The organism is Lysinibacillus sp. FSL W8-0992 (genome assembly GCF_038008685.1).
Taxonomy (GTDB): Bacteria; Bacillota; Bacilli; order Bacillales_A; family Planococcaceae; genus Lysinibacillus.
Genome location: NZ_JBBOZQ010000001.1, coordinates 1,598,307 through 1,610,684, shown reverse-complemented (window position 1 = coordinate 1,610,684; position 12,378 = coordinate 1,598,307). Strand labels below are relative to the sequence as shown.

General features: G+C 39.1%; 13 protein-coding genes and 1 tRNA gene. 1 reads left to right on the top strand and 13 read right to left on the bottom strand.

The genetic code is table 11. The features are described from left to right. Positions 1-82: 82 nt before the first annotated feature. Positions 83-157 (bottom strand) — tRNA-Arg (locus NSQ74_RS07815). 307 nt (positions 158-464) lie between these two features. Here NSQ74_RS07815 and clpP point away from each other — a divergent pair. Continuing rightward, positions 465-1,052: an ATP-dependent Clp endopeptidase proteolytic subunit ClpP gene (gene clpP, locus NSQ74_RS07810; protein WP_024363901.1), complete on the top strand. Its 588-nt coding sequence runs from the start codon at positions 465-467 to the stop codon at positions 1,050-1,052. Positions 1,053-1,353: 301 nt separating this feature from the next. On the opposite strand, the gene NSQ74_RS07805 is transcribed toward clpP, so the two are convergent. The 12 genes from NSQ74_RS07805 to hisD form a co-directional block, all read right to left on the bottom strand. After that, positions 1,354-1,611, bottom strand: a complete 258-nt coding sequence (locus tag NSQ74_RS07805; protein WP_340822520.1) for an HPr family phosphocarrier protein — start codon at positions 1,609-1,611, stop codon at positions 1,354-1,356. A gap of 109 nt (positions 1,612-1,720) precedes the next feature. Beyond that, entirely contained in the window at positions 1,721-2,668 is a 948-nt protein-coding gene (gene whiA / locus NSQ74_RS07800; RefSeq protein ID WP_173479448.1) for a DNA-binding protein WhiA, read from the bottom strand. A gap of 90 nt (positions 2,669-2,758) precedes the next feature. Next, positions 2,759-3,730, bottom strand: a complete 972-nt coding sequence (locus NSQ74_RS07795; RefSeq protein WP_340822518.1) for a gluconeogenesis factor YvcK family protein — start codon at positions 3,728-3,730, stop codon at positions 2,759-2,761. Positions 3,731-3,734: 4 nt separating this feature from the next. Next, a complete protein-coding gene (rapZ, locus tag NSQ74_RS07790; RefSeq protein WP_340822516.1) occupies positions 3,735-4,628 on the bottom strand; it encodes an RNase adapter RapZ in 894 nt (297 codons plus the stop codon). 9 nt (positions 4,629-4,637) lie between these two features. Next, positions 4,638-5,105, bottom strand: coding sequence for an 8-oxo-dGTP diphosphatase (locus tag NSQ74_RS07785; protein ID WP_340822515.1), 468 nt, complete (start codon positions 5,103-5,105; stop codon positions 4,638-4,640). 703 nt (positions 5,106-5,808) lie between these two features. Further along, positions 5,809-6,753 carry a thioredoxin-disulfide reductase gene (gene trxB / locus NSQ74_RS07780; protein WP_340822513.1) on the bottom strand — a complete coding sequence of 315 codons (945 nt, stop codon included), beginning with the start codon at positions 6,751-6,753 and terminating at the stop codon, positions 5,809-5,811. A 104-nt stretch (positions 6,754-6,857) separates the two neighbouring features. Then, on the bottom strand, positions 6,858-8,375 hold the full coding sequence (locus NSQ74_RS07775; protein ID WP_340822512.1) for a tetratricopeptide repeat protein: 1,518 nt from the start codon (positions 8,373-8,375) through the stop codon (positions 6,858-6,860). Positions 8,376-8,465: 90 nt separating this feature from the next. Further along, positions 8,466-9,083, bottom strand: a complete 618-nt coding sequence (hisIE, locus tag NSQ74_RS07770; protein ID WP_340822510.1) for a bifunctional phosphoribosyl-AMP cyclohydrolase/phosphoribosyl-ATP diphosphatase HisIE — start codon at positions 9,081-9,083, stop codon at positions 8,466-8,468. Beyond that, a complete protein-coding gene (gene hisF / locus NSQ74_RS07765; RefSeq protein WP_340822509.1) occupies positions 9,080-9,841 on the bottom strand; it encodes an imidazole glycerol phosphate synthase subunit HisF in 762 nt (253 codons plus the stop codon). Before hisF ends, hisIE begins: the two co-directional genes overlap by 4 nt. Continuing rightward, the gene (gene hisH, locus NSQ74_RS07760) at positions 9,835-10,467 is read right to left on the bottom strand and encodes an imidazole glycerol phosphate synthase subunit HisH (protein ID WP_340822507.1); all 633 of its coding nucleotides are present in this window, start codon (positions 10,465-10,467) and stop codon (positions 9,835-9,837) included. Before hisH ends, hisF begins: the two co-directional genes overlap by 7 nt. Next, a complete protein-coding gene (hisB, locus tag NSQ74_RS07755; protein WP_340822505.1) occupies positions 10,464-11,063 on the bottom strand; it encodes an imidazoleglycerol-phosphate dehydratase HisB in 600 nt (199 codons plus the stop codon). The genes hisH and hisB overlap by 4 nt, the downstream gene beginning before the upstream one ends. Positions 11,064-11,067: 4 nt before the next feature. Further along, complete coding sequence (gene hisD / locus NSQ74_RS07750; protein WP_340822503.1) at positions 11,068-12,342, bottom strand: histidinol dehydrogenase; 1,275 nt, start codon at positions 12,340-12,342, stop codon at positions 11,068-11,070. Between the last annotated feature and the right edge of the window lie 36 nt (positions 12,343-12,378).

The window sequence follows — 12,378 nt, the reverse complement described above, 5'->3', positions numbered from 1 at the left end:
TCCTCTCTTTCTCCACTAAGAAGGCTGCTAAGCTACTTATTAGGAGAATCGAGCTATAAAAGTAAATCAATAAATCAGTAAATGGCGCCCTCGGAGGGAATCGAACCCCCAGTGCAAGAACCGGAATCTTACGTGTTATCCATTACACCACGAGGGCAATTGAACATAAAAAAAAAGTACTCACTCTTAGGCTTTACGGTAAAGCATCATGTAGATAATCCTCATTGTAGAAGCATACCTACAAAATAGTGTACTGTACTTTAACTTACGACCTTTCTATTATACAAACGTATTGCCCATAATTCAACTATAAATATTAATTTTTATTATGGATTTAATTTCTTAATATCAGCGTTAATATTTGACCTTCCCTGACTATAATGTGTATGATAAGGTTACAACTGAAATATAATGGATGATTTCAGTAAAAGTATTCGAATTTAGCTTTTTAAGGAGGATTTAACATGAATTTAATTCCTACAGTTATTGAACAAACAAGTCGTGGTGAACGTGCTTATGACATTTATTCACGACTACTAAAAGACCGTATTATCCTATTAGGAAGTGCAATTGATGACAACGTTGCAAACTCAATCGTTGCGCAGCTTCTATTTTTAGAAGCAGAAGATCCGGATAAAGACATTTCTCTTTACATTAACTCACCAGGTGGTTCTATTACAGCTGGTATGGCAATCTACGATACAATGCAATTCATCAAGCCAAAAGTACAAACAATTTGTATTGGTATGGCTGCATCAATGGGTGCTTTCCTACTTGCTGCTGGTGAACCTGGTAAGCGCTATGCATTACCAAATGCAGAAGTAATGATTCACCAACCACTTGGTGGTGCACAAGGTCAAGCGACTGAAATTGAAATTGCTGCAAAACGTATTTTATTCCTTCGTGAAAAATTAAATGGTATTTTATCTGAGCGTACTGGACAGCCACTAGAAGTCATTTCAAGAGATACTGACCGTGATAACTTCATGACAGCTGAGCGCGCAAAAGAATACGGCTTAATCGACCATATTTTTGTACGTAACGAACGCTAATTAGAAAAAACCGTTAAGTCCATGCGACTTAGCGGTTTTTTTATAGGTGCCAGGCACGCAAACAATTCTCAAACAATTTCCATGCTAGCCAATAGCTTGCCAAGGGAAAATTTACTTAGACTGCTTTGGGAATACACGCAATGTAAGACGCAACAATTCGCGTGCTAACGAGGGTTTTGGCTTACGGTGTGTCCGAGGAAAGCATCCACCCGTAGCGGAATTCAACGGCGGCAGATCAAAAACCTCTAAGTCACGTGGACTTAGAGGTTTTTTGTTTTTAATATGCTAAGCATGTCTTTGCTTAGTCTTCTTTTTCAATAATAGCAGCTAATGATGTAACCGCTTGCTCTGCATCGCTACCTTCACTGCTTAAAACAACCTTTGTACCTTTAGCAATAGCTAAGCTCATTACACCCATAATGGATTTGGCATTTACTTTTTTCTCGTCTTTTTCAAGAAAAATATCAGCACTAAAACGATTTGCTTCCTGTACAAATAACGCCGCTTGTCTAGCTTGTAGTCCTAATTTTAATTTTACCTGGACTGTTTTCTCAGTCATTCGCAATTCTCTCCTTCACTACCGTTCATCTATTAGTTTTATATTACCGCACTTAGCAGTAGAAGAACAATAAGCGATTGCACTAGCTTTCTGTCTTTTGTATGAAAGCTTAACCGCCTATTTTTTCACCTCTTCTTAATGCATCTGCTATTTCGTCTATTTTACGCAATCGATGGTTAACTCCTGATTTACTAACCGTTCCACTTGATACCATTTCACCAAGTTCTTTTAACGTTACATCTTGATATTCCACACGTAAGCGTGCAATTTCACGAAGCTTTTCAGGCAGCTGATCCAGCCCTACTGAATTTTCGATAAAGCGAATATTTTCTACCTGGCGTAGTGCAGCGCCTATCGTTTTATTCAAGTTTGCTGTTTCGCAGTTTACAATACGATTAACACTATTTCGCATATCGCGTAATATACGAACATCTTCAAATTTCATCATTGCTTGATGAGCTCCGACAATGTTTAAAAAATCGGAAATCTTTTCCGCTTCTTTTAAGTATGTCACAAAGCCCTTCTTTCGTTCAATTGTTTTTGCATTCAACTCAAATTCATTCATCAAATCCATTAATGCTTCACCGTGTTCTTTATACAAAGAATAAATTTCTAAGTGATAGGCAGACGTTTCTGGGTTATTTACCGAGCCACCTGCTAAAAATGCTCCACGTAAGTAAGCTCTTTTATGGCCACTCTTTTTAATAAGCTCTTTAGAAATCGTGTGATTGAATTGGAAATCATCCGAAATTATCGCTAAATCAATGAGTAACTCACGCGCCCCTTCTCGCACACGACATATATAAACGTTGTTCTTTTTCAAACGCATTTTTTTACGTACAAGTAGCTCGACGTTATAGGGGTACAACTTCTTCATAATTGTGTAAAGCCTTCTAGCGATTGCAGCATTTTCAGTCTGCACGTCTAAACTAAGTTGCTTGTTAGCAAAAGATAATGAACCATTCATACGAATTAAAGCAGATACTTCTGCCTTCATACAATAATCGTCCGCTTCTACTTGCGTCAGCTCTTTTTTCGTTTCTGAAGCAAATGACATATTACGCCCTCCTTTCGACCTTTATTTCTATGTATATGTTCATCTTACCATATACAACAAGCATTCTTTAGGACTCTATTGTAGGCTTCCTTACTTTTTCGGTAAGATTTTTGCATAATCCACAAGCCATTGTGCTACATTTGCAGAATTATGGCGAACTGTCCCATCTGGTCGAATAGTTGCAATATCACGTTTAATAACCTCTAATCCCATACTTTCCAGCTTACCAACATCAAATGTTACGGGCTCCGCACATTCTTCTTTATACAGCTCTTTAACGGGGTGCGGAAGCTGTTCATCATTTACTAAAATAGCATCAATAAAAGAATTTCCAACATGCTTGTGAATAGCTTCAACATGGTCACCTGCTGTATATGAAATCGTTTCACCTTTTTGGGTCATTAAATTACATACATAAATTTTTCGTCCCTTGGCTCTTACTACAGCTTCTCCAATTTCTTTTACTAGCAAATTAGGAATAATACTCGTATATAAGCTTCCAGGTCCTATTAAAATATAGTCAGCTCGATTAATGGCTCGTATTGCCTCCGGTAGCGGTTGCACATTGTCAGGCACTAAAAAAACGCGGTTAATACGCTTTCCAGCAGTTGGAATTTTCGACTCCCCTTCAATGACTACCCCATCTTCTAATTCGGCATTTAAAGTAATTTTTTTATTAGCCGCTGGAATTACTCGACCATGTACTTTTAAAACTTTTCCCATTTCGCTAATAGCATGGCTAAAATCTCCAGTAATATCGGTTAATGCCGTTAACATTAAATTGCCAAGAGAATGACCATTTAAATCCTCTGATACCGAAAAACGATATTGAAACATTTGCTCAACGAGTGGCTCCACATCCGATAATGCAGCGATGACATTACGAACATCACCAGGCGGAGGGATATCGTAATCATCACGTAAACGTCCTGAGGAACCACCATCATCCGCAACTGTTACAATTGCAGTGATATCAAACGGGTGATGCTTTAAACCACGTAGTAACGTAGAAAGGCCAGTACCACCACCTATTACAACTAGCCTTGTATGCTTTTTCCCCATTCACTCAATCCTTTCTTCGATTGATGTCACGGTGCGATATCACAGCATTTTCTTTTTTGGCTAAGCAAGCGCCAAAATATTCTGCTAAAGTCACCGAACGATGCTGTCCTCCTGTACAACCAAAAGCAATGACAAGTTGTGATTTCCCCTCTTGTTTATAAAGCGGTATCATAAATTCAAACAAATCCGTTAGTTTTTGAATAAGGATTTGTGTATCCTCTAACGCTAATACATAAGAAGAGACTTCAGTTTGCAAACCTGTTTTAGGGCGCAATTCCTCTACATAATAAGGATTTTTTAAAAAGCGCACATCAAATACTAAGTCTGCATCTATTGGCATACCGTGTTTATATCCAAAGGACATAATATTAATTGAAAAAGTATGATCTGCATCACTTGCAAATTCCTTAACGATTTTCTCGCGTAGCTCTTTTGGTTTCATGTTAGACGTATTATAAACGAAATTAGCGCGACCTTTTACTTCTGATAGAAGTACGCGTTCTTGTTTAATACCATCTAGTGGTAAACCAGTTACAGCTAATGGATGCGCACGTCTAGTTTCCTTATAACGTCTTACAAGCGTTGCATCATCTGCATCTAAAAATAAAATGCGAACAATGATGTCGCCTTCTTTTAATATTTGGTCGAGCGCACCAATAAGCGAATCAAAAAAGTTGCCGCCACGCATATCCATGACAGCTGCAATACGTGTAATATTTTTACCTGAATCCCTTAGTAAAGTTAAAAAAGTCGTGAGTAACGCTGGTGGTAAATTATCAATACAGTAATACCCTAAATCCTCAAAGCTTTGAATAGCTACGGTCTTCCCAGCTCCAGACATTCCTGTAATAATGACCAATTCATGTGTACATTGTTGACTTTCAACCACCACTGTCATGCAGCTCCTTTATTGTTCTATTGATATTTGTATTTTCTCATGAAGCAATTCAAAATCTTTCGTGTATTCGAATGTGCCGTACTGAATGCCTGATTGCGAAACAGCAAATTGTAAATTTGTTCGATCACCTTCAGCCATCGGCAAATGTTTTAAATCCCCAACTGGGTGCCATGCAAGCTTACCTTCTCTTGTTTCTTCGAATGGTACTCCTTCTATATCTTTCGCCATAAAAGTATAGAGCATCCATTCATCCACCTTAACGTTATCTTCTTTAATAATCATCGTATATACACCCTTTAGATGCGCGTTCAATGGTATAACATTTGTTTCTTCCTGAAACTCACGTAAAGCAGCCTCATAAATCGACTCACCGCTCTCCATTTTTCCGCCTGGTGCTACATACCAGCCCCGTCTCGGCTTTTGAAGTAATAATACTTTGCCATCTTTTACGGCAATTAAGTTTGCAATTCTTTGCATAGACACACCTCTAATCTCTTTTGCATTATATTTTTTATTATAGCAAGACCTATCAGAGTTTGTCCTCATTTCACAACTATGGTATCTTGCGCAAAAAATCGATTATATTGAATCATCATTTAGGGTTTTTGTTTCTTTTTGTATAAAGGCTCGTCGTACTCCCAATGACAGTTATTTTACACGAATAATCATACTTATAGTATACAGTTTTCTGTTGTTAGACATGACACATTCAAAAATAATAAGCCTAAGCATCAGGCTTATTATTGCATAAAACTCCACTTCGCTTTCGGCACAACAAAAGGTTAGCCACAACTGTCGCTTTCGTACAGTTTGTTGCGCCTTACTTTTTGTACTGTTGCTACAGGAATTTATATGGAGCGATTCACTTAAATTCAGAATTGTTTTAGTGACTGGCACTGGCACAACTCATAAGAATTCAGAATTGTTTCAGTGACTGGCACTGACACAAATATCAAAAATAGGTTGCTCCCACCTAATTAGGCGGAAACAACCTACTAAAAAAATAAAAGGGGGATTGCTAATTACACTCTAAATAATACACCTTTTATATGTCATTCAAGTTACAGCAATATTAAAACCGTATTAAAAAATTGTATTTTTTTCCGGTAATAACGGCCATTAGCAACCAGCTTTTTGTCGCTGAACGCTGGCATTCGATACGAACTGTTTTTTAGGCCAATTATGCGTTAATTTTTTCTAATAATTCTTCCACATAATGTTGTGCTGCTTGTGCTGCAATACTACCGTCGCCAGTCGCAGTTACGATTTGGCGAAGCGATTTTTCACGTACATCTCCTGCAGCAAAAATACCTGGTACTTTAGTTTCCATATTATCGTTAGTCACAATATAACCAGCTTCATTTAAAATTCCTAATGCTCCAAAAGGTTTTGTTAATGGAAGCATACCAATATAGATAAATACGCCATCAGCATTAAATTCTGATTCTGTGCCGTCAACAGTTGATTGTAATGTAACGCTGCCTACTTTACCGTTAGCATCGTTAATTTCTTTTACTGTTGCATTCCAAATGAAATCAATTTTTTCGTTGGCAAATGCACGATCTTGTAGAATTTTTTGAGCACGTAATTTGTCACGACGGTGAACAATTGTTACTTTATCAGCAAAACGTGTTAAATAAACGCCTTCTTCAACAGCTGAATCCCCACCACCTACGACAACAAGGTTTTTTTGTTTAAAGAATGCACCATCACATACTGCACAATAGCTGACACCGCGTCCACCAAGTTCTTTTTCACCTGGTACACCCATTTTTTTATATTCTGCACCTGTAGAAAGGATAATTGATCGTGTTTTATATTCTTTAGCACCAGATTTAATGATTTTGTATTCTTCTCCATCGACGATTTCTGAAACATCACCGTATGCATACTCAGCGCCAAATTTTTTCGCATGGTCGAACATTTTAGTAGATAGCTCAGGCCCTAAAATAGTATCAAACCCTGGATAATTTTCTACTTCTTCTGTATTCGCCATTTGTCCGCCAGGAATACCACGCTCAATCATTAGCGTTGAAAGGTTTGCACGTGATGTATAAACAGCCGCAGTCATGCCGGCAGGTCCTGCTCCGATAATTACAACATCATAAATTTTTTCTTCTGACATACATACTTCCTCCTAAACTTGTAAAACTTTTTTATAATAACGTTAGTATGTTCATCGTATGTGAAAGCATTAAGTTATTCAACTATGTTGCTCACAACCTTAATTTAACTCGTTGGTAAAAACGTTAACATTTCTTCAATATATTTAGATAATGTAGACACAGATATCCCATACTGCTCTGCAATTTCCTTTTTCGTCACCTTCAACATGCGAGATGAGCGGAATAAGAAATCATTTGCACCTGCAATTGCTGCTGGATTTGTAAAGCGATAATTTTCACTAAGTGCTTGTTCACAAAGCACAAACCACATTTGAAACATCGGTGCAACTAATGTTGTCATTTTCCCATATTGCTCTAATAATATTTCTGATACACGGACGGCTCTTAAAAAGCTTGCCTCGACTTTGTTTTTTTCATCAAACTGATGACCAAGTGCATAAGCTAAAAAAAGCTTTTCAAAAGCATCAAATTGTTCAACATCTATCCATTTAGGATGAGCAATGATTTCCTGTTTATGCGCTGTACCTTTTAGTAAAAACAAACCGAATAGACGATCACTTATATATTCACTTTCAAGTTTAGATACAATGAAGTCACGATCATGTTCTAATGCGTCAAGCTCATATGTATTTTCATGCTGACGCCAAGGTTCAAAGCCCTCTTTCTCTGGATCAAGCTCAAGCAACTGCTCCCAAGCACCTTTTGAAATTTCATCATAGCCAGAGAAATATGCCGCATGAGATAACCAAAAGTAAAATCCTGGATCACCTAAATAGCCACGTTTTTGCATGCTTCGTAGCCATTTAAAGGCTATTTCATATTGACCAATAAGTGCAAGCGTTGCACCTAGTTTATAACGATGATCCCAAGCATAAGGCTGTATTTTCACCAATACTTCTAAAAGGGCATTTAATTCCTCATCATTTTTCTCATAATACGCAATAACCGTTAAATTGCATAACGCATGTAAATTTCCTTTATTTTCACGCAGTACAGTGTTTAGAATTGCTTTTGCCTGCTCTGCTTCACCGACATAAAAATAAGCTAAAGCTAAATTATTGTATGCAGACCAAAATTCTGGTCTATCTTCTACTAGTTGTTCTAAAATGTTTATTGCTTCTGGAAAATCTCCCTTTTCCATACAACGACGAGCTTGCTCCTGACGATATAAATCCTCGCCACTGCCTTCAAGCTCTTCATAATCATCTTGTTCAAAAGCTACAAACTCCAATATTTCTGCCGCTTCATCTGCATAAGCACCCTCAGGTTCCATTTCTAAGTACTGCTCCGCAAAGCGTTTGGCATCTTGAATAATGCCGACGCACCCAGACACTTCCGCCATATAAAATATAATTTCCGGCTCATTTGGATCTAATTGATAGGCACGGCGAAGTAAATCATAGGCTTCTTCAAAACCTTGACCTTCTAATTCTACAATCGCTAATTGCAATAAGATCATTGGATCATCTGGACTTAAATCAACAGCACGCTGTAAATATTTATAGGCTTTATCCATCTGTCCGCTATTCATCGCTTGAATTGATTTTTTATAATAATAGTCGCCTGTTGGAATGAACGATACGACATTCGTTTGCTTCTCTTTTTGACGTTTCTTTTCCAAAATATTTCCTCCGAAACAAGAAATAAGGAACGCATCATACGTTCCTTTTTACAGTAACTTATATTATACCATACAATAAGCGATATGCTGTTATTTCTCCTCGTGACGTTTTTCCAACACATGCAATACATCAAAAACATTTACTTTTTGTTCTTGTAGTAAAACTAATAGATGATAAATTAAATCTGCTGCTTCCCATTTTACCTCTTCTGCATCACGATTTTTTGCACCGATGACAACCTCTGTTGCTTCTTCTCCAACTTTTTTACAAATTTTATCGATGCCTTTATCGAATAAATATGTAGTGTATGCTCCCTCAGGCATTTCTTGCTCACGCTTTTCAATTACTTTGACTAGTTCAGGGATAATACCAACCGAGCCAACTTTAGCATTTTCTTGAAGTACATTAGTAAAGCAAGAAGTCGTTCCATTGTGGCATGCTGGGCCAGCAGGAAGTACTTCTATAACTAAGGCATCGCCATCACAATCCGCTTTAATGGATACTACCTTTTGTACGTTTCCACTTGTAGCTCCTTTATGCCATAGCTCTTCGCGAGAACGTGAGTAAAACCATGTTTCGCCTGTTTCCAATGTTTTTTCTAATGACTCTTTATTCATATAAGCTACTGTTAATATTTCTTTTGTATTGGCATCTTGCACAACAGCTGTCACAAGACCTTTATCGTCAAATTTAATGTTATTAATCATCGAACTGCCACTCCTTTTTCACGTAAGTATTGTTTTACTTGCGCTACGCTCGTTTCCTTGTAATGAAAAATGGATGCTGCAAGTGCTGCATCTGCATCTACATCATCTGCTAATACATCGTAAAAATGTTCGGCATTCCCTGCACCACCACTTGCAATGACGGGGACTGTCACGGAATCTCTTACCGCCTTTGTTAACGCTAAATCAAAGCCAGATTTTTCTCCGTCCTGATTCATACTTGTTAATAAAATCTCACCAGCGCCTAAGCGAACAGCCTCTTTTGCCCACTCTATCACTCGCCATGATGTTTTGTTGCGGCCTCCGTGTGTATACACCATCCACGTACCGTCTTCTTCACTGTAGCGCGCATCGATTGCAACAACAATACATTGAGCACCGAAGAAGTCAGCACCTTCCTTAATAAGCTCTGGACGTTCTAACGCAGATGTATTAACGGATACTTTATCAGCACCAGCTCGTAAAATACGTTTCATATCCTCTAACGATCGAATACCACCGCCAACGGTAAATGGAATAGCTAATGTCCCCGCTGTTTGGCGCACCACATCGACCATTGTTTCACGACCTTCATGCGATGCCGATATATCTAAAAAAACAAGCTCATCTGCCCCTTGCTCATCATAAAACTTTGCAAGCTCTACCGGATCTCCTGCATCGCGCAATGAAACGAACTGTACACCTTTGACAACACGCCCATCCTTCACATCAAGACATGGAATAATACGTTTTGTTAGCACGCCGCCACCCCTTTTAACCATTGTTCTAATAAGTACACGCCTAACTCACCCGATTTTTCAGGATGGAACTGCATACCTGTAATAGAGCCGTTTGCAACGATGCCTGCCACTTCAATACCATGATAGTCTGCATAAGCCACAAGCTCTGTTGCATCAATATTTGTCGCATAAAATGAATGGACAAAATAAACATGTTCAGCAGTTGCTTCATCTTTTAACCATGCAGGACGATTTGTCACAATCAATTCATTCCACCCCATATGAGGTACTCGATATGATTGTTCCCCTTGAACACCACTAAAGCGCTGAATACTCCCTTTGAAGAACCCAAGGCCCTTCGTTAATGTCACTTCTGCACTTTCCTCAAATAGTAACTGCATCCCTAAACAAATACCGAGCAATGGTCGATTTTCTGCCTTTACTTTTTGTAGGTAGTTATCTAATTTTGTTTCCGCTAAGCGTTTCATAGCATCTGGAAAAGCGCCCACACCTGGCAGTAAAAGTGCATCGACTTCATCTAGCTCGTGTTCATCTGCTGTTACAACGACCTCACAGCCCAGACGTTTTAATGCTTCCTCGACACTAAATAAATTGCCCATCCCATAGTCGATTACACCGATTTTCACGTTAACAGCCCCTTTGTTGAAGGTACACCTTTAACACGAGGATCAATCTCAACTGCCGCATCAATCGCACGGGCTAACGCCTTAAAGATAGCTTCAATTATATGGTGCGTATTATGACCATATGGCACAATTACATGCACATTCATTCTTGCTTCAAGTGCGAATTTCCATAAAAACTCATGCACTAATTCTGTATCAAAAGTGCCTACCTTTTCTTTTAGCTCGGGCACGCGATATTCTAAATGCGGACGATTTGAGCAATCAACCACGACTTGAGCAAGTGCGTCATCCATTGGGACAAAGGCGTTACCGTAACGTTTAATGCCTTTCTTATCACCAAGCGCTTCACGAATTGCTTGTCCTAACACAATGCCAAGGTCTTCTGTCGTGTGGTGATCATCAATGTGCGTATCACCGTTCGCTTGAATTGTGCCATTAAAAAGACCGTGTTTAATAAATAAATCCAACATGTGGTCCATAAAACCAACACCTGTTTGTATATCCGCTTTGCCTTCACCATCTAGATCAATGGCTACTGATATTTGTGTTTCATTAGTTGTCCGTTCTATCTTTGCGTAGCGTTTCTGTTCTGTCATCGTTCTACTCCTTTTCCCATCCACGAGATTCTACTGCACGAGCATGCCCCTCTAGGCCTTCCATGCGAGCTAAGCGTGCAATTTTCGGGGCATTATCGGCCCACGTTTTTTCAGTGTAATAAACGATGCTCGATTTTTTCACGAAGTCATCTACATTTAAACCACTTGCAAAACGAGCTGTGCTGTTTGTCGGTAATACATGGTTTGTGCCTGCAAAATAATCACCAACAGGCTCTGAGCTATATCGCCCGATAAAGATACCGCCAGCGTGACGTACTTGCTCTGCCACAGCTTCCGCATTTTTTGTAACGATTTCTAAATGTTCTGGAGCTAATGAGTTAATTGCGTCTACTGCATCTGACATCGTTTCGGCAATATAAATCGCACCATAATTTTCTATTGACGCACGTGCTACTTCTTCACGTGGTAAAGTGGCTAATTGCTTTTCCACTTCAAGTGCTACGTTATTAGCAAGTTGCTCAGATGTTGTCACTAAAATGGCACAAGCCATCTTATCATGCTCTGCCTGTGATAAAAGATCTGCAGCAACCTCATCTGCAAAGGCTGTTTCATCTGCAATTACTGCAATTTCACTTGGTCCCGCAATCATATCAATTGCGACTTCACCAAATACTTCACGTTTAGCAAGTGCAACAAAAATATTGCCAGGGCCTGTAATTTTATCGACCGCTTGAATCGTTTCCGTTCCGTAGGCAAGTGCCGCAATTGCCTGTGCACCACCAATTTTATATACTTCTTCTACTCCTAAAATATGAGCAGCAGCAAGCACGCCAGCAGGTAATTTACCGTCACGACCAGCAGGTGATGTAATAACAATTCGCTTAACCCCAGCTACTTGTGCAGGAATTACGTTCATCAATACGGAGGAGGGATATGCAGCTGTCCCTCCTGGAACGTAAAGACCTACTGCATCGAGCGCAGTAATACGTTGTCCAAGCCAGGAGCCATCTGCTAATTCCATTCGATAGCCAGAACGCTTTTGTTGCTCATGATAGAGACGAATATTTTGTGCAGCTTCCATTAAATCTGCATATAGCTGTGTATCTATCGCGTTTACGCCCTCTGCAATTTCTTCCTTTGTGACACGTAAATTGTCAGGAGCAAAGCCATCCCATTTTTCTGTATATGTACGTACTGCGATGTCACCTTGCGCTCGGACATCCGCCAATACTTGTCGTACAACCTTTAATTGTTCTTCGTTGCCACCTTCAAGTGGTCGTTTCAAGGAAATACCTTTTGCTAACTTTGTTATTTTCATGAAAAAAGTCCCCTTTGGTTTCTAGCAATTCGTGCA